The organism is Mesorhizobium sp. P2_H9 (genome assembly GCF_056403215.1).
The window spans coordinates 23,980-39,507 of sequence record NZ_JBFUFX010000001.1 but is presented as its reverse complement, the minus strand read 5'-3'; the positions used below and the strand labels follow the sequence as shown (position 1 = coordinate 39,507).

Genomic DNA, 15,528 nt, shown 5'->3' with positions numbered 1-15,528 from the left:
AGGTTGCACCAGCCTTCGTCAAGTGGCCAAAATCGGGGAAGATGAGCTTATCTTGATCATCCATAAGACGGCATCGATTCAGGCACATTACGTGTGCAAGGTTGATGGTCTCTGCGGCTGCTGATTACTTCTTCCAATGGCGGCTTGTTCACCTCGTCGGCAGGGTGCCGATGCGCGAATACGAACTGCTTTGCCGTAGGCAAAGCACTTGCCTGCTCGAACCGTTGGATTGCGCTCCTCCCGCATGTCGTTTGCGGACTTGATGTTCTGCAATTCAGGCGGGACCCGGAACCTGGGCCCGTCGCTGTGCAAGGCATTCCCAGACTCTGGAAGCGCCCCCCCATTTTTGGCCGGCCGCTTCCTATGGCGCGCAAGCGCCTCGGCCGTCCTGGTACTCGCTGGGGCTAGAGCTCGCAAGGGTTGCTGTCGACCGTAAGCAAATTGTGGGGAATAAGTAAGAACCCGGACGGCGGACGATTGATGTTACCAATAAATGATGCGAAAAGCGAAATTCAAGAGCCAAGAAGTTCTCCGCTTTGGGGGAATCATGCCGAAAGTATTCTTTTCGATTCAAGGTCTACGTGGGATTTCGGCGCTTTTTGTCGTTTTTCATCACTACAACGGCGTTTATGTCGAGATTAATAAACTTGCGGGCGGTGACACCCCGTGGCTCCTGTCGTACGGCCATTTGTCGTTTTTTGGCGCGGTTGGTGTTCCTATCTTCTTCGTGATCTCAGGCTTCGTCATCGGTATGCAGCGCTTTGAAACCGGCGCAGCCGGGGTCTATGGCTTCATGGCTAGGCGGGTTGCTCGCATCGTCCCGCTATATTGGTCAGCAACGTTGATTTTCGCCTGTTTTGTTGAATGGACGCCAGCCCGGCTGGTTCGATCCCTGCTGATGGTAGAGGGGCCGACAAACGGTGACTTCCCTGTGCTGGGTCCGGGCTGGTCTCTGGAATACGAGATGTTTTTCTACATCTGCTTCGCCGTATTCGTGGTCTCCGGCATGGCGGGGTCCAAGCGCGCGGGCATTGCTATTCTGATCGCGCTCTTCACGCTCTTGGCTTTGGCGAAAATGTTGACCAGTGCGCCGGTGCTTGGTTTTTTCGACCCCGTAATTCTGGAGTTCTGCGGCGGTCTGGTCATTGCATCCACAGTTCAGAACCGGAACGTGACTAGGCCTTGGCCGCTCTATCTCATGATAGGAGCGGTGGTGCTGATCATCTCGACGACACTGCTGGTCACGCAGTATCCAATCATCCGAACCATGTGGGGCGTTGGCGCCTTCTTTCTCGTCCTGGGGTTCGTCTCGGGCGAAATTCGGGGCTGGGTCTTTATGCGGAGCCTGCCGTTTCAGAAACTCGGTGCCGCCAGCTATGCGATCTATCTCGTCCATCTCATTCTAGCTTTTAGTTTGTTCAGATGGCCTATCTGGCATTGGCACTGGTACGCAGTAGTCGAGCCTCATCTCGGGCTGGTGCTTATGGTCGCCTGCGCCGCCGCTTGCGGACTGATCGTCCATTTCTGCTACGAAATGCCAGTTAATGCACTGCTGAAGCGGTGGCTGCTGCGCCGCTCGCTTCTTGTTGCGCGGCGTCCGCTTCAGCAACTACGCCTACATCAACTGCTCATAGATCGGCTGAACCAATGGCAGCTCTAGAAGTCGGCTCAAAATCACTGAACGAGAGACCATCAATGAGAGAAGCAATAATCCGGAGTGTGGCGTCGGATTTTTCTGTTGTTTCTTCTATCCATCAAGATGATCACATATTCAACTTCCTGATCAACCATGCTGGATTCATATCTGATGAATCCAGGATCAGCTACTACTTCAGAGATGGGCAAACGTCCGCAATGAAGGTCAAAGGAATTTTGGCGCGGCATCTGGGCCGCGGCCCATTTTCACTCTTTGAGTTCGCGTCAGGATATGGCTGCGTTACACGCCACCTTGTGAAGGATGAAGACATCGACCTCGTCAGTTGCGATATTCATCCGCAGGCGATTTCCTTCCTGACGAACGAATTCAAGGTTAAAGCCGTTCAGTCACGATCGATACCGGAAGAAGTGCATCTTGGCCGACTTTATGACGGAGTCTTTGCACTTTCGTTCTTTTCCCACATGCCCATAACGACTTGGTCGCGATGGCTGGTTCGTTTGTTCAGCTTTGTTCGACCTGGTGGCATTTTGATTTTCACAACTCACGGTCCGCGATCACTGCCTTTTCTTGGCATGGAGACACCTCCGAGTGAATTTGGCTTTCGGTTCGCATTGAAGAGTGAACAGGCCGACATCCCGCTCGAGGAGTACGGCCTAATGGCTATGGATCCCGGGTTCGTAGTCAAACATCTCGAGACGCTTGCCAATGCTGAGTTGCTCGACGATGAAGTGGGCCTATGGTGGGATCACCAAGACGTATTTGTCGTCAGAAAACTCAGTTAAGAGACTCGGTTCCTGAACCTGTTGTCGGCTTTTTCCGACAATGGGCTGCTGACAGTGCCGCATTCTCGAAATCCACTGCGGACACGGTTGCCTCTCTCGTCACCTCGGGGCTGATTGGCGCAAGGCCGAGATACCCGACATCGATCAGTGCGCCGCCGAGTTCTGTACCAGCGAACCTCGTTCATGCCGGGCAGGGTGCCGGAGAAATACGGCGCCGACAACCCGGTTCCGCCGCTCTATCATCAGCAGCTTGCCTATCCCGCTTGTTGGCAACCGAGCGCTGTCGCCGCCGGTGCGACTGGCCGAGACGCCGAAAAGAATTGATCCAGGGACCGGCGGAAAATCGGAGTGTTTCCCGCTCGCTGACCTGCGCCTTGCAGCCCGCGGCCGGTCGCAAGTTCCGCCGCGCCAAGGCTATTCCATGTCGGGCACGTCACCGCTGCTGAACAGCACTGTCGGTGGTCCGTAGTCGCCAAGCGCCGGGTCGGCATCACGGCTCCAGGCGATCACGCCGACATGTTTTGCGGCGAGCCCCTTGGCTGTTCGGACGGCGCGGTCCTCGCTCTGCTGGTCGGCCGGCCCGAAGGCCGCGAACAGTTCGCCGTCCTCGCCGCGGTCAAAGGCGACAACAACGATCAGCTTCGGGTTCTTTTGGCCATCAGACATGTTGGGAACCCAGGGTCTGTTGAGTACCGACGCACGAGGCTGCGGCACGGTGCGACGATGTCAACAGATCCCTATCATAGTATCGCGAATTAAGTCGCGTTCGGCTTCAGCTTCTGCTGAGATGGCGCCATGCGGGATCAGCATTTCGACGAGCCGGTTCGGGTCGCGCTCGGCCGATCGGGGAACATCATCTTTACCGTCGAGCGTGTCGCCCAGGCGGCCGACATCCTGCTCAATCGCTGGCCGGCCAAGACCGGCCGCTTTCACATTGCCGCCCGCAAGGCCTGCCTCGCTACGCTGGAAGGGCTGAAGGAAGCCCGCTACGCCCGTGCGGCGTTCATCAATGCGGCAATCGAAGCCGACATCCTGGTTGAGCGCGACAGGATCGTCTAGAGCGGCGGCGAGATCAGCCTGGATGTCAGGCGGCGTAGCCGCCATAGCCGCGAGCGACCGGCTTGACCGAGATGATCGGCGCGGCGGCAGGCCACAGCACGCCTGCCGTGACGGCAAAGGTGATCAGGGCATCCCGCGCGGCTTCGGTCGAGATATCTCCGGCACTTGCCGCCTCACACGCTTTCACGGCCGCGCCATAGCTCAGGCGACGGCGCGACGGCGGAAATTCGGTCAGGAACTCATGCATTTCGGAGAGCGAAGCGAGCATGCGCTTGTGGCCGGCCCCAACGGTGACGGCAACCGGGGTGAAGAACATCCTGTCGTACATTTCTGGCCTCTCGAATTGGGCGGAGGTGACGGCGATCGCCGCTCTCCGATCAGGGTCGGACGCCGGGAAACGTCGATGGCGGCCTGAGGTTCCAAAAATATCGAGATTTTTCACCGGCGACATTCAGGTCAAACGACATTCGTCGGTCGGCGCCAACAAGACTACTTCCACATGCCGCGCATACGGGCGCCGAGGTCGACCCGCACCTGCGGCTGCCGGCGCGGATCGTCCGTGGCTTGCACACTGGCCCATGACGTCTGTTCGAAGGCGCCAAGGATCGAGGCCGGGATGAAGCGGGTGCGCGAGGCATAGACGTGGCGGTCGCCGCGCGCCGCCTGGCCGTGGGTGAAAAAACGCTGCGGCGTCACCAGATGCAGGCCGTCCTTGGCCCGCGTCATCGCGACATAGAGCAGCCGGCGCTCTTCATCGATGTCTTCCTTGGTGCCGACGCCGAGATCGGCCGGGATGCAGCCATCGACGGTGTTGAGCACGAAGACGTTCTTCCACTCTTGGCCCTTGGCCGAATGGATGGTCGACAGGATCAGATAATCTTCGTCGCGATGCGGCGGCCCGGCCTGGTCGCTGGTTGCGTCCGGCGGGTCGAGCGTCAGTTCGGTGAGGAAACGCTCGCGCGAAAAATAGCCGGCGCCGATCTGTTCCAGCTGCAAAAGATCGGCCCGGCGCGTCGTCGCGTCCTCATGCATGCGTTCGAGATGCGGCTCGTACCAGAGGCGCACCTGTTCAAGATCGGCCGGCCATTTCGCGCCGGCGCGCAGGCCGGAAAACAAGGCGACGAATCCCGGCCAGTCCTGAGCTGCACGCTGCGGCGGGCGATAGCGGGCAAGACCCATCGCCTCGTCGAGCGACGTTGCCATGGTTTCGACGATCTGCGACGCCGCCGAAGGACCGATGCCGGGCAGAAGCTGCAGCACGCGAAAACCGGCGACGCGGTCGCGCGGGTTTTCGGCAAAGCGCAGCACCGCCAGCACATCCTTGACATGGGCGGCATCGAGGAATTTCAGCCCGCCGAATTTGACGAACGGGATGTTGCGGCGCGTCAGCTCGATCTCCAGCGGCCCGCTGTGGTGCGAGGCGCGAAACAGCACGGCCTGCGTGATGAGCGCCGTGCCGGCCTCGCGTTCGGCCAGGATTGCCTGGCAGACATAGTTCGCCTGTTCAGCCTCGTCGCGAACGCTGACCAGCTTCGGCTTTTGCGACGATTTGCGTTCCGACCACAGGTTTTTGGTGAAGCGCTCGGAAGCCTCGGAGATGACCGCATTGGCTGCGGCGAGGATGGTCTCGGTCGAGCGGTAGTTGCGCTCCAGCATGATGACATCGGCGGGCCGCGCGAACTGTTTTGGGAAATCGAGGATGTTGCGCACTTCAGCGGCGCGAAACGAATAGATCGACTGCGCGTCGTCGCCGACCACCGTCAGCCCGGCACCGTCCGGCTTCAGTGCTGTCAGGATCGAGGCCTGCAGGCGGTTGGTGTCCTGGTATTCGTCGACCAGCACATGGTCGAAGCGCTGGCCAAGATGGGCCGCAATCTCCGGCTCGGGCGCCATCTGCGCCCAGTAGAGCAACAGATCGTCGTAATCGAGCACGTTCTGTGCCTGCTTGGCCTCGACGTAGCTGGCGAACAGCGTCTTCAACTGGTCGGCCCAGCCCGCGCACCAGGGAAACGCCGACCCCAGCACCTCGCCGAGCGGCGCCTGCGCGTTAACAGTGCGCGAATAGATCGCAAGGCAAGTCCCCTTGGTCGGAAACCGGCTTTCCGTCTTTGAAAAACCGAGCTCGTGGCGGGCAAGGTTCATCAGGTCGGCGGAATCCTCGCGGTCGTGGATGGTAAAGGCTGGATCGAGGCCGATCTCCAGCGCGTAGTCGCGCAGCAACCGGGCGCCGATGCCGTGAAAGGTACCGGCCCATGTCAGCGCATCGGTGATGATCGAGGCATCCCGGCCCAGCACCTCGCCGGCGATGCGCTGGACCCGCTTGGCCATTTCCGACGCGGCCCGGCGCGAAAACGTCATCAACAGGATGCGCCTTGGATCGGCGCCCCTGACGATCAGGTGTGCGACGCGATGCGCCAGCGTGTTGGTCTTGCCGGAGCCCGCACCCGCAATCACCAGCAGCGGTCCGGCTATCCGGCCGTCGCCATGCTCGACCGCCAGCCGCTGCTGGTCGTTCAGCCTGGCGAGATAGGCCGGCTGAAAAGTCGAATCACTGATGGCAAGGGTCATCGCCCATCAAGCATCGTTTCCGCTTTGTTCGCAACGGGGGCAGCGTTCGCAGAGCGGAGAGCCGAGAAACGACACGGCTGGCTAGCGCATGGGGTCGACACCCATTGCCGCCGACTGCCGCCGCAGCGCCTCGCGATTGGTCTGTGACGGCATCAACAGCGGATCGACATTGCCCGGCACGTCGTCGATCAGCTGTTTGGTGACGCGATAGGCCACATAAGCGATGGTTCCAGCGATGAGCAGACGGATCATGGTTGCACCTCCATTGGTTTAGACCAACCGGGGAGGCGGCGTTTGGTTCCGCGATTTCGTTGCAGCATCGAGCCCGCGCAACCAATCGGGCACCGCCTCGTTACCGAACGAGAGGAGGTTGTGATGAAAAAGCTCTCGATCTTGCTCGCACTGGTGGCGGCGCTGGCTGTCGCGAGTTGCGACAACAATGTTCCGCCGACCAACGCCGCTGGTGTCGATCAAAACCTTCAGGTCGCTCCCGTGCTCAAGCCGGCAACAGGTGAACCGGCGACGCCACCCGCGCAATGACGATCGGGGGGCAGGGTGGGGAAGGAGGCCGGCGCCGCTTGGGAGGTTGCCTGATAGCGCCGGCCAGGCGGATATCAGGTCCGCCGCGCGGCAGAGGATAGCTGAGTCTTTCCCTTGCGTCATGGTGCGATTGCGGACGGTCGTCTGACCGTTCGCAGCAGGGTCAAGCCCCGAGAAAACCTGGCAACGCGGCGGCCTGTTTCACCCAGCTCGCCATCTGCGCCTCGTCGAGTTCGTCGCCTTCGCGAATGTCGATGTAGCGCGTGTCCTTGCTCTTGCTGGCGCCGGGCGGGACCGGTCGCAGCGACGTGCCGCGGAAGAAGGTCACTTTGACGTAGTGCGTGAAGCAATGGACGCCGAGGAACCAGCCTTGGCCTTCCATGCCGTACAAGGGCGAGTTCCATTTGACGGCCTTGCGCACGTCGGGGAGGGTACGCACGATGAGCGCGTCGAGGCGGTGCCCGACATGCCGTTTCCAGCCTGGCATTGCCGTGATGTAGGCCTGCACAGGGGCGTCGCCATCCGCCTTCGCGATCTGAGGGTTGCCGCCCGAGAGGAGCTTCATAGGCTCGGCCTTCGCGCCTGCCTTCGGCAGCGCCTTGGCCTTCATCGCCTTGGCTGCTTCCCCAACACGCTTCATGTCGTCTGCTTCTGTACCTTCGCTCGCGTGCCCGCTGGCGCTTTCTTCTTCGATTTGGCCTGATTGAAATCAATGGCGGCGCGGACGAGATTTTTCAGAGCCTGCCCATCAATCTCATCACCCTCGAAAACATCGATGGCTCGCCACATCTTGCCACCAAAACCGGCGTTGAAGAGCTTGTCGGGATCGGGAAGGCTCGCGCCATGGGAAAAGGTGAGCTTCACCTTGTCCTTGTGGGCGTTGCCGACCGCGATCATTCCGTCGCGAGACCACACCGGGCTTCCCATCCACTTCCATTCCTCGATGATACCAGGGTCGGTTTCGAGGATGCTCTTGCGGATGGCGGCGAGCTTTTTGCCACGCCAGTCCGTGAGCCCGGCGATCAACTGGTCGATTTGTTGTGATGGGTTCATCGTAGGCCTCGAATTCTCGTCTCTCGATGCGATTTGCCTGCGGCGAATTTCGCGATTCCCGCAGCCTCGCCGTCGGTCTTCCCAGGCGTCTTGCCTGCCATCGCATTCAGGCTCCGGCGCGCCGCTCGCCACGCCATTTGGTGGCATAGGGTAGCACGAACATATAGAGCCCCGTGAACAGCAGCAGGAAGAGCGGCAAGAGCGGCGCGTAGACCACCCAGGCGGGAGGCTGCCCCAATCCCATGGCGACGAAGTTGGCGATGACGGTCACCGTAAAGGCGATGGACAACCAACGGTGACTCTGCCGGATCCAATTGTTCCAGTTCAATGCAACCTCCTCAAAAAAACGAACAGGCTCGACCTACCAGCGCGCCAGCTGGGTGATTTGGATGAGGTTGCCGCAGGTGTCGTTCAGCTGGGCGATGGTCGAGCCGGTCACCTCGGTCGGCGGCATGGCGAACTCGGCGCCGCGCGCCTTGATGCGCTCGTAGTCGCCCTTGACGTCGTCGGTAAAGAACATGACCGCGGGCTGACCCTGCTGAAATATGGCCTGCTGGTAGGCCTTGGCTGCCGGGTTGTCGTTGAGCGCGAGTTGCAGCTCGGTTCCATCAGCCTCGTCGGGTGAGGCCACGGTCAGCCAACGATAGGGTCCGTTGCTGAAATCGGCCTTTTTGGCAAGGCCCAGCACGTCGGTGTAAAAGCGCAGAGCGTTTTCCTGGTTGTCTACATACACGCTGGTCAACTTGATCTTCATTGCTATTGCTCCGTTGTCAGGTTCGGGTGCGCCGCTGTGGAGACAGGGCTTGGGCTCTGCCGGCAGACTTCACTCTGTTCGCGCCAGGACCTGCTCCAGGTTTGCAAAGAACTGCCGCCACCCGGCATGGGCGCCGCCATAGGCTTGCTTCTGATCCGGCCGGAAGCCGGACTGCTCCATGCGCAGGTGAGTCCCCGCGCTCGTTGGCGTGAGCGTAAAGGTCACCACGCTCTCCAAATTGTAGGCGGCATCGTCGTGCGCAAAATTCCAGGTGTAGGAGAGCGTCTTGTTCGGTTCGACGGCGAGGACCTCGCAGTCCAGCACGCCGCCCCAGTCTCCGGTCAGATTGAAACTGTGGCCCACGACAGGCTTGAAATCGTTCTTCATCAGCCACTCCGCGATGAGGTGCGGTTGCGTCAGCGCGCGCCAGATCTTTTCCGGCGGATAAGATATTTCACGTTCGACAATGACCGAACGCCTTTGCGTTACGGTATTGCTCATTGGTCCATCCTTTTCAGCAGGTCTTCGAGGTCGTCGAACCGGCTTTCCCAAAACCCGGCCATCTCACTTGTCCAGTCGAGCAGCGGTGCAAGCGCATTGAGCTGCGCGCTGTAGTGGGTCTGTCGTCCTTCATGGCGGTCGCGCACCAACCCGGCCTGCCTCAGCACGCCGAGATGCTTCGACACGGCCGGTTGTGAGACCCCGGACTGCGCCGTCAGAGCCCCCACTGTCTGTTCGCCCTGGCGGCACAGGCGCTCGAAAATCCCCCGACGCGTCGGATCGGCCAATGTTCTGAAAAGCGTATCGTGAGCGTTCGTCATTTGAGATCGATAACCCGCTGGCTATTGATTGACGTATAACCGCCGGGATATATATGAGTCAAGCGAGAACGTCGGACGGCGCATGATTCTTGTCAGATGCGGGGCATACCGGGTGGCTGGTGGCCCCGCCTCGGCGAGCACTTTTTCAAGCTGCCGTCTCGTCTTCAGCTGCAGCATCGCCTTGCGCCAGGCCACTCGCAGCTCTCAACTTCAGATTTTCTTTGGTTCGTCGCATCTTGCCGGCAGGCAATCAATCCGATGCTGACTTAAGCAGATGGCTGCCGAAGGCGGTCGCCGTTGAGCCGCTGATCTCGAGATCCAGCTGGCTCTGCATCATCGCCGCCTCGGTCATCACCCAGTGCTTGAACAGCGCCACCTTGCGTGCGGCAAGCATCTTGTCCGGGCAGACGAAATACCACCCGGCCGTATTTGGGTGGTGGATGGCGAACGGAGCGACCAGCCTTTCGGCGAGGACGTCGCTTTCTATGTAGGCGCGGTTGGCCACGGCAAATCCCAGCCCGGCATTGGCCGCCTCGTAGGACATCATGCACGAATCGAAGAAGATGCTCCTGGCTTCTTCGAGTACGGAGCTGGCGCCGGCGAAGCCGAGCCAGGATTCCCAATTCTGGGTGCAGGTGTCGGAATGCAGAAGGGTGAAGTATCTGAGATCGTCCGGTGTCACTTTCGACAGCGGCTTGTGGCCGAGAACCTGATGGAAGAGTTTGCGGCTGCACACCGGCGTCAGGTCTTCCCTGAACAGCAGCTCGGATTGCAGGTCGGGAAAGCTGCCGTCGCCATAGCGGATTTCGACATCGAATTCGGACGTCGCGAATTCGTGCGTCGCATAGGAGGTGGCTATGCGCATCTCGATCTCGGGATATTGCTGCTGGAACAGCGGCAGGCGCGGAAACAGCCAGCGCGTCGCAAATGTCGGCAGCACCGATATTTTCAGCACATGTTCCTGCGACTGCCCGGTCGCTTCCATGCTCGCCGCGACGATGCGCTCGAGCGCTTCGCGAACCCGCGACACATAGGTCTCGCCCTCGGGCGTCAACGAAACGGCATTGCCCCCGCGCAGGAAAATCTTGAAGCGCAGCTGGTCCTCAAGGCTTTTGACGCGCTGGCTGACCGCCGAAGCGGTTATGAACTGCTCTTCGCCGGCTCGCGTGAAATTCTTGTGCCGCGCAGCACTCTCCACGATTTTCAGCGAATTGAGGTTGACCTGACTGAGCAGACGCACGGGTTTCGACCTTAAGCTTGGCTTACGGTAGCACCAGCATTCCTAATTTTACAGGGGGGGCTAATTTATTCAACTGTCATTTAAGTCCCGCCCCCATCCTGGAGAAGTAACATGAACGCACATAGCATTCCCGAATTGCGTTACGCGATGAGTCGTGAAGCCATCATCGGTCACGAAACCGCCTGGAAGATTTCGAGCTTCGGCGTCGCGCAGTATCGCCATGGCTATGATCCGGCACTGCTGGCCGCGATCGAGGAGGCTGCGCTGAAGCTCAAGAGCAGCCACGCCGTTCACAAACATCTCGATCTCACCTTCATCACCGGCGCCGACCGCTTCATCCCGGAGATCAAGGAACTCCTGCATGACAAGCTGCGTCTGGAGCGGCTGTCCGACATGATGGGCACGAAGCTGGAGCCGTATCCGCTGTCGATCGTCGGCTCGACCGTCACCTTCATGAATCTCAGGGATGGCGCCGTCGACTGGCATTGCGACGGCGTTCCGGTCACCGAGCTCATTCCGCTGTCGATCAGCGATCCGCTGGTCGGTGGTCATCTCGAAATCTACTGCGACGATTCGGAGACCGGCCGTGCCATTCTCGAAACCGGCCGCGAGATCCCGCGTAACCGCGTCATGCGCATCGACCACAAGATGAACTACGCCACGCTTGGCCAGTTTCTCGGCGTCCTGCATCGCACTGCCCCCATCCAGCTTGGCGAGCGCGTCACATTGGTGCTCAACCAGCGTTCGGTGGCCAAGCCCTATGTCGACGACAACCGCATGTTCTATCTTGCCGCCGACAACGATCATGACCGCGAATGGGTCAACGAACTGGCCGAGGACGTCTGGACCAACCAGCTGCCAGCCTATCGCCGGTTCGAAGAGGAACGGCCGGTGCCGGTAGCCGCGGACGCGGCGGTTTCGGGCGGGGCAAGGGACACATGGTAGCCAAATCCGCGCTGGTCTTTGCCGCCGGCGCGGTCGCCTTGTGGTCGACCAACGCGCTGGTCGGCAAGTCCTTGCTGACAAGCTATCCGGTGTCGCTGGTGCAGTTTCTGCAATTCGTTGGAGCGGCACTGGTCTTCGTCGTTATCCGGTTGATGTTCAGGGAGAACGTCAGGCCGGAAAATGCCTTGCCAAAAGACACCGTCACGGTGGCGAAAGCCGCTCTGGTGCCGGTCTCGGTCGGCTTTATCGGCCTGGTCGGCACGATGGTGCTGCAATACATCGCTTTCGCCTCGATGCCGGTGATCGAAGCCAATCTGGTCGCCTACACCTGGCCGTTGATGGTGGCGGCGGCGGTGATCGTCCTGGAGCACCCGCGACGCCCGGTGCTTCTCGGGCTGACCGCCGCAATCGGTTTTGTCGGCGTGGCGCTGGTGATTTCCGGCGGCCGCGAAGCATCCTGGTTCCAGGGCAATCTCATCGGCTACCTCGCCGCATTCGGTTCGGCGCTGTGCATGGCGTTCTACTCGATCTTCGTCGGTCGCCTTGCCGCTTCGCCGGACCGCCTGCTTTTGCCATCGGCCCTGATCGGAGTGGTTCTGACGCTGCTGTGGTGCGTTCATGACGGCTTCGTCTGGCCGACCGGCGCGGGTCTCCTCCTTGGGCTTTATCTCGGGGCCGGCCCCATGGGGCTCGGCTACTACTTCTGGTCGCATGCCCTCAAGCTCGAAAGCGGCGGCAAGGTTGCGGTCGTCGCCTATCTTACGCCGATCGCCTCGACACTTCTGCTGACGCTGTCCGGCGAAAGGCTGACGATGACGGCGATTGCCGGTGCCGTCCTCGTCATCGGCAGCTGCATTGCGGTGGGCGTCGAACGCTCGGAGGCTGGAAACCATGCTTGACGACGATGAACGGCTCGCCAGACAGGAAGCGTACTGGCTGATCAGGGAGTTCGGTGCCGAGGCGCCACTCTATGCCGCAATGAAGGCGGAAAAGGCGATCGAACAGAGAGATTTCGGTCGCTGCGCCCATTGGAAGCGTATTCTGGAGATACTGGCCGACTCCAGTCCCRCCAAGTCTGCGGATTCAAAGTCTGCCGCTGCCAAGTATTAGATTTTCTAATTTGCACGGCCCGAGTCTTCGGTAGAAACATCGTCTCGTTCCGAGTCTTGATGGTTTACTGAGATTTGGGCGTCCCGTTGGGGGGATGAATTTGAATCGATACATCAAGAAAACTCTAGAAAAAGTCGGCGATTTACAACCGACGGGAGAAAAAGAATGTCTGGTATCGACAACAAGACAGCTATCGAACTAACCGCCGACATCGTCTCTGCCTATGTCGGCAACAATCCGCTTCCGGCATCCGGCCTGCCGGATTTGATCGCCAGCGTCAGCGCATCTGTTCGCAAGCTGGGCAGCATCGCCGAGGCGGAAAGCGTAACCCTCACTCCAGCCGTCAACCCGAAGCGGTCGGTGTTTCCCGACCACATCATCTGCCTGGAGGATGGCAAGAAGTTCAAGTCGCTGAAGCGGCACCTCAGCACCGACCATCATCTGAGCCCGGACGAATACCGGGCCAAGTGGGGTCTGCCGCCGGACTACCCGATGGTGGCGCCAAACTACTCCGCCACCCGCTCGGCGCTGGCAAAATCCTCGGGGCTTGGCCGCAAGCCGGCCACGCCTGCCGCTGCAGCCAAGGTGACAAAACGCAAGGCAAAAGCCTGAGCGCCCGACGACCGCTGAAAAGCGGTCGTCGCTTGCAAGACCAGTTCATAAACGGCGCGCTGTCGGCGCGCCGTTTTCATGCGTCATGCGGCCAACCCGGAGCGAACTTGTTCGTCTCTTGGCCCGCAAGGCCTTGCGAAGCGCCGGTCTCCCGTGCAAAAGCGCCGCTATGCTTGTTATTTCAGACCTTTCGCTCCGCATGGCCGGACGCCTGCTTCTCGACCATGCCTCGCTGACTTTGCCGGCCGGCACCAAGGCCGGGCTTGTCGGTCGCAACGGCACTGGCAAGACGACTTTGTTCAAGGCCATCACCGGCGACCTCGCTTCCGAGACCGGTTCGATCAGCCTGCCCAAGAACACCCGCATCGGCCAGGTGGCGCAGGAAGCGCCCGGCACCGAGGATCCGCTGATCGAGATCGTGCTCAAGGCTGACCTTGAACGCTCGGCTCTGCTCGAAGAGGAAAAGACCGCCACCGATCCGCACCGCATCGCCGACATCCACATGCGATTGGCCGACATCGATGCGCACTCGGCCGAGTCGCGCGCGGCCACCATTCTCGCCGGTCTCGGCTTTGACGATGCCGCGCAGCGGCGCCCCGCCTCGTCCTTCTCCGGCGGCTGGCGCATGCGCGTTGCATTGGCCGCGGTGCTGTTTTCCGAACCGGACCTCCTGCTGCTCGACGAACCGACCAACTATCTCGACCTCGAAGGCACGCTGTGGCTGGAGAACTATGTCTCGAAATACCCGCACACCGTGCTTCTGATCTCGCACGACCGCGATCTGCTCAACCGCGCCGTCAACTCGATCGTCCATCTCGACCAGAAGAAGCTGACCTTCTGGCGCGGCGGCTACGACCAGTTCGAGCGCCAGTACACCGAGCAGAAGGAATTGCAGGAGAAGGGCAGGGTCAAGCAGGAAGCCGCGCGCAAGCACATGGAGTCGTTCGTCGAGCGCTTCCGCGCCAAGGCCTCCAAGGCCAGGCAGGCGCAATCGCGCATCAAGGCACTGGAGAAGATGAAGCCGATCGTGGCGATCGTGAACGACACGGTGCGGCCGTTCTCCTTCCCGGAACCGGTGAAAACGGTGGCCTCGCCGATCGTTGCGCTGAACAATGTCAATGTCGGCTACACCGAGGGCCAGCCAATCCTGAAGAAGATGACGCTGCGTATCGATGCCGACGACCGCATCGCGCTGCTCGGCGCCAATGGCAACGGCAAGTCGACCTTCGCCAAGCTTCTATCGGGCCGCTTGAAGCAGGAGAGCGGCACCATGACGGTGGCGCCCGGCCTCAAGGTGGCGATCTTTGCCCAGCATCAGCTCGACGATCTCAGGCCGGAAGAAAACGCCTATGAGCACGTCCGTCGGCTGATGCCGGAGGCGCCGGAATCCAAGGTGCGCGGTCGCGTCGCCCAGTTTGGCCTGACGACAGAGAAGATGAACACCGCCGCCAAAGACCTGTCGGGCGGCGAGAAGGCGCGGCTGTTGATGGGCCTGTCGGCCTTCGAGGGGCCGAACCTGTTCATCCTCGACGAGCCGACCAACCATCTCGACATCGACAGCCGCGAATCGCTGATCCATGCGCTGAACGAATTTCCCGGCGCCGTGATCCTGATCTCGCACGATCGTCACTTGCTCGAGGCGACGGCCGACCGGCTGTGGCTGGTCAAGGATGGTGCGGTCAATCCTTACGACGGCGATCTCGAGGACTACAAGACGCTGGTCACCGGTGTATCAGGTGATCGCCGTGGCAAGCGCGAGGCAGACAAGGCATCAAAAGCCGACCGTCGCCGCGATGCGGCGGCACGGCGCGCCGCCTTCGAGCCGCTGGCCAAGGAAATCCGCGCCACCGAAGCGCTGATGGACCGCATTCGCAAGCGCATCGACGGCATCGAGGACGAGCTTTCCAATCCGGCGGTCTATGAGAAGGATCCGTCGACTGCAACGCGATTGGCCAAGGAGCGCTCGCAACTGGCCCAGACACTTGCCGGCCATGAGGAAAAATGGCTGTCGATGTCGGCGGAGTATGAAGAAGGCACGGCGGAGTAGGCTATGTCGAAGGACTTGTGGATCGAAGCCGGGACGATTCTGGCGGCTGATCCTGCGGCTGCCGTGAAATGCCCTGATTGCGGTGAGGCAAACCTTGACGTGTCCGACACCAAGGTTGGGACGGCTCACGTCGAGCGCAATATGAGCTGCCCGAAATGCGGCTCCCACAACGCGTTGCTCAAGAGAACCAGCGAGATATAAACGGTCGGCCGCGGTCCAATACAGAACAGGCGTCACCGTTACGGGAGGGCGCTCAGGCTCCGCGCGGCCTGACGCCGATTAGAAAACGCATCTTCAAAGGGCGGATTGTTCAGCAGAACTGGCCCTACGCGCCGTCGTC

20 protein-coding genes are annotated in these 15,528 nt (G+C 60.6%); 9 read left to right on the top strand and 11 right to left on the bottom strand.

Going from position 1 to position 15,528, the window contains the following annotated elements; genetic code table 11:
• Nucleotides 1-547: 547 nt before the first annotated feature.
• Nucleotides 548-1,660 (top strand): acyltransferase family protein, encoded by a 1,113-nt coding sequence (locus AC1DXN_RS00260; RefSeq protein ID WP_477248201.1) that lies wholly within the window; start codon nucleotides 548-550, stop codon nucleotides 1,658-1,660.
• 35 nt (nucleotides 1,661-1,695) lie between these two features.
• Nucleotides 1,696-2,439, top strand: a complete 744-nt coding sequence (locus AC1DXN_RS00255) for a methyltransferase (protein ID WP_477272322.1) — start codon at nucleotides 1,696-1,698, stop codon at nucleotides 2,437-2,439.
• 414 nt (nucleotides 2,440-2,853) lie between these two features.
• Here AC1DXN_RS00255 and AC1DXN_RS00250 read toward each other — a convergent pair whose 3' ends face one another.
• Nucleotides 2,854-3,105: a hypothetical protein gene (locus AC1DXN_RS00250; RefSeq protein WP_477272323.1), complete on the bottom strand. Its 252-nt coding sequence runs from the start codon at nucleotides 3,103-3,105 to the stop codon at nucleotides 2,854-2,856.
• Nucleotides 3,106-3,234: 129 nt separating this feature from the next.
• On the opposite strand from AC1DXN_RS00250, the gene AC1DXN_RS00245 reads away from it, so the two are divergent.
• Nucleotides 3,235-3,498: a DUF982 domain-containing protein gene (locus AC1DXN_RS00245; RefSeq protein WP_477272325.1), complete on the top strand. Its 264-nt coding sequence runs from the start codon at nucleotides 3,235-3,237 to the stop codon at nucleotides 3,496-3,498.
• Between the two features lie 25 nt (nucleotides 3,499-3,523).
• Here AC1DXN_RS00245 and AC1DXN_RS00240 read toward each other — a convergent pair whose 3' ends face one another.
• From AC1DXN_RS00240 to AC1DXN_RS00230, 3 genes are all read right to left on the bottom strand, one after another.
• On the bottom strand, nucleotides 3,524-3,826 hold the full coding sequence (locus AC1DXN_RS00240; protein WP_477272327.1) for a DUF982 domain-containing protein: 303 nt from the start codon (nucleotides 3,824-3,826) through the stop codon (nucleotides 3,524-3,526).
• Nucleotides 3,827-3,987: 161 nt separating this feature from the next.
• Nucleotides 3,988-6,066 (bottom strand): ATP-dependent helicase, encoded by a 2,079-nt coding sequence (locus AC1DXN_RS00235; RefSeq protein ID WP_477272329.1) that lies wholly within the window; start codon nucleotides 6,064-6,066, stop codon nucleotides 3,988-3,990.
• Between the two features lie 81 nt (nucleotides 6,067-6,147).
• The gene (locus AC1DXN_RS00230) at nucleotides 6,148-6,318 is read right to left on the bottom strand and encodes a hypothetical protein (RefSeq protein WP_477272331.1); all 171 of its coding nucleotides are present in this window, start codon (nucleotides 6,316-6,318) and stop codon (nucleotides 6,148-6,150) included.
• Between the two features lie 123 nt (nucleotides 6,319-6,441).
• Here AC1DXN_RS00230 and AC1DXN_RS00225 point away from each other — a divergent pair, with 123 nt between their 5' ends.
• Nucleotides 6,442-6,606, top strand: coding sequence for a hypothetical protein (locus AC1DXN_RS00225; RefSeq protein ID WP_477248188.1), 165 nt, complete (start codon nucleotides 6,442-6,444; stop codon nucleotides 6,604-6,606).
• A gap of 163 nt (nucleotides 6,607-6,769) precedes the next feature.
• Here the strand turns inward: AC1DXN_RS00225 and AC1DXN_RS00220 are convergent, their stop codons facing one another.
• The 7 genes from AC1DXN_RS00220 to AC1DXN_RS00190 all read right to left on the bottom strand — a co-directional run bounded on the left by AC1DXN_RS00220 (nucleotide 6,770) and on the right by AC1DXN_RS00190 (nucleotide 10,474).
• Nucleotides 6,770-7,216 carry a DUF1801 domain-containing protein gene (locus AC1DXN_RS00220; protein WP_477421429.1) on the bottom strand — a complete coding sequence of 149 codons (447 nt, stop codon included), beginning with the start codon at nucleotides 7,214-7,216 and terminating at the stop codon, nucleotides 6,770-6,772.
• 26 nt (nucleotides 7,217-7,242) lie between these two features.
• Complete coding sequence (locus AC1DXN_RS00215; RefSeq protein WP_477272335.1) at nucleotides 7,243-7,659, bottom strand: DUF1801 domain-containing protein; 417 nt, start codon at nucleotides 7,657-7,659, stop codon at nucleotides 7,243-7,245.
• A 106-nt stretch (nucleotides 7,660-7,765) separates the two neighbouring features.
• A complete protein-coding gene (locus AC1DXN_RS00210; protein WP_477272337.1) occupies nucleotides 7,766-7,987 on the bottom strand; it encodes a hypothetical protein in 222 nt (73 codons plus the stop codon).
• A gap of 33 nt (nucleotides 7,988-8,020) precedes the next feature.
• Nucleotides 8,021-8,413, bottom strand: coding sequence for a VOC family protein (locus tag AC1DXN_RS00205; RefSeq protein ID WP_477272339.1), 393 nt, complete (start codon nucleotides 8,411-8,413; stop codon nucleotides 8,021-8,023).
• 69 nt (nucleotides 8,414-8,482) lie between these two features.
• Nucleotides 8,483-8,914 carry an SRPBCC family protein gene (locus AC1DXN_RS00200; protein ID WP_477272341.1) on the bottom strand — a complete coding sequence of 144 codons (432 nt, stop codon included), beginning with the start codon at nucleotides 8,912-8,914 and terminating at the stop codon, nucleotides 8,483-8,485.
• Complete coding sequence (locus tag AC1DXN_RS00195; protein ID WP_477272343.1) at nucleotides 8,911-9,234, bottom strand: ArsR/SmtB family transcription factor; 324 nt, start codon at nucleotides 9,232-9,234, stop codon at nucleotides 8,911-8,913. The genes AC1DXN_RS00200 and AC1DXN_RS00195 overlap by 4 nt, the downstream gene beginning before the upstream one ends.
• 250 nt (nucleotides 9,235-9,484) lie before the next feature.
• Entirely contained in the window at nucleotides 9,485-10,474 is a 990-nt protein-coding gene (locus AC1DXN_RS00190) for a LysR substrate-binding domain-containing protein (RefSeq protein WP_477272345.1), read from the bottom strand.
• 111 nt (nucleotides 10,475-10,585) lie between these two features.
• Here AC1DXN_RS00190 and AC1DXN_RS00185 point away from each other — a divergent pair, with 111 nt between their 5' ends.
• The 5 genes from AC1DXN_RS00185 to AC1DXN_RS00165 all read left to right on the top strand — a co-directional run bounded on the left by AC1DXN_RS00185 (nucleotide 10,586) and on the right by AC1DXN_RS00165 (nucleotide 15,188).
• The gene (locus tag AC1DXN_RS00185; protein WP_477272347.1) at nucleotides 10,586-11,419 is read left to right on the top strand and encodes a hypothetical protein; all 834 of its coding nucleotides are present in this window, start codon (nucleotides 10,586-10,588) and stop codon (nucleotides 11,417-11,419) included.
• Nucleotides 11,413-12,318 (top strand): DMT family transporter, encoded by a 906-nt coding sequence (locus tag AC1DXN_RS00180; protein WP_477272349.1) that lies wholly within the window; start codon nucleotides 11,413-11,415, stop codon nucleotides 12,316-12,318. The genes AC1DXN_RS00185 and AC1DXN_RS00180 overlap by 7 nt, the downstream gene beginning before the upstream one ends.
• Complete coding sequence (locus AC1DXN_RS00175) at nucleotides 12,311-12,529, top strand: hypothetical protein (protein ID WP_477421428.1); 219 nt, start codon at nucleotides 12,311-12,313, stop codon at nucleotides 12,527-12,529. The genes AC1DXN_RS00180 and AC1DXN_RS00175 overlap by 8 nt, the downstream gene beginning before the upstream one ends.
• A 165-nt stretch (nucleotides 12,530-12,694) precedes the next feature.
• On the top strand, nucleotides 12,695-13,141 hold the full coding sequence (locus tag AC1DXN_RS00170; protein ID WP_477248166.1) for a Ros/MucR family transcriptional regulator: 447 nt from the start codon (nucleotides 12,695-12,697) through the stop codon (nucleotides 13,139-13,141).
• A gap of 169 nt (nucleotides 13,142-13,310) precedes the next feature.
• Entirely contained in the window at nucleotides 13,311-15,188 is a 1,878-nt protein-coding gene (locus AC1DXN_RS00165; RefSeq protein WP_477272351.1) for an ABC-F family ATP-binding cassette domain-containing protein, read from the top strand.
• The last annotated feature ends 340 nt before the right edge of the window (nucleotides 15,189-15,528 follow it).

Excerpts from the sequence above, each read along its gene's own strand:
- AC1DXN_RS00260 (WP_477248201.1), top strand. The coding sequence starts at position 548 with ATGCCGAAAGTATTCTTTTCGATTCAAGGTCTACGTGGGATTTCGGCG.
- AC1DXN_RS00240 (WP_477272327.1), bottom strand. The coding sequence starts at position 3,826 with ATGTACGACAGGATGTTCTTCACCCCGGTTGCCGTCACCGTTGGGGCC.
- AC1DXN_RS00170 (WP_477248166.1), top strand. The coding sequence starts at position 12,695 with ATGTCTGGTATCGACAACAAGACAGCTATCGAACTAACCGCCGACATC.
- AC1DXN_RS00165 (WP_477272351.1), top strand. The coding sequence starts at position 13,311 with ATGCTTGTTATTTCAGACCTTTCGCTCCGCATGGCCGGACGCCTGCTT.
- AC1DXN_RS00215 (WP_477272335.1), bottom strand. The coding sequence starts at position 7,659 with ATGAACCCATCACAACAAATCGACCAGTTGATCGCCGGGCTCACGGAC.
- AC1DXN_RS00180 (WP_477272349.1), top strand. The coding sequence starts at position 11,413 with ATGGTAGCCAAATCCGCGCTGGTCTTTGCCGCCGGCGCGGTCGCCTTG.
- AC1DXN_RS00205 (WP_477272339.1), bottom strand. The coding sequence starts at position 8,413 with ATGAAGATCAAGTTGACCAGCGTGTATGTAGACAACCAGGAAAACGCT.
- AC1DXN_RS00255 (WP_477272322.1), top strand. The coding sequence starts at position 1,696 with ATGAGAGAAGCAATAATCCGGAGTGTGGCGTCGGATTTTTCTGTTGTT.
- AC1DXN_RS00200 (WP_477272341.1), bottom strand. The coding sequence starts at position 8,914 with ATGAGCAATACCGTAACGCAAAGGCGTTCGGTCATTGTCGAACGTGAA.
- AC1DXN_RS00245 (WP_477272325.1), top strand. The coding sequence starts at position 3,235 with ATGCGGGATCAGCATTTCGACGAGCCGGTTCGGGTCGCGCTCGGCCGA.
- AC1DXN_RS00185 (WP_477272347.1), top strand. The coding sequence starts at position 10,586 with ATGAACGCACATAGCATTCCCGAATTGCGTTACGCGATGAGTCGTGAA.
- AC1DXN_RS00195 (WP_477272343.1), bottom strand. The coding sequence starts at position 9,234 with ATGACGAACGCTCACGATACGCTTTTCAGAACATTGGCCGATCCGACG.
- AC1DXN_RS00225 (WP_477248188.1), top strand. The coding sequence starts at position 6,442 with ATGAAAAAGCTCTCGATCTTGCTCGCACTGGTGGCGGCGCTGGCTGTC.
- AC1DXN_RS00230 (WP_477272331.1), bottom strand. The coding sequence starts at position 6,318 with ATGATCCGTCTGCTCATCGCTGGAACCATCGCTTATGTGGCCTATCGC.
- AC1DXN_RS00220 (WP_477421429.1), bottom strand. The coding sequence starts at position 7,216 with ATGAAGGCCAAGGCGCTGCCGAAGGCAGGCGCGAAGGCCGAGCCTATG.
- AC1DXN_RS00235 (WP_477272329.1), bottom strand. The coding sequence starts at position 6,066 with ATGACCCTTGCCATCAGTGATTCGACTTTTCAGCCGGCCTATCTCGCC.
- AC1DXN_RS00250 (WP_477272323.1), bottom strand. The coding sequence starts at position 3,105 with ATGTCTGATGGCCAAAAGAACCCGAAGCTGATCGTTGTTGTCGCCTTT.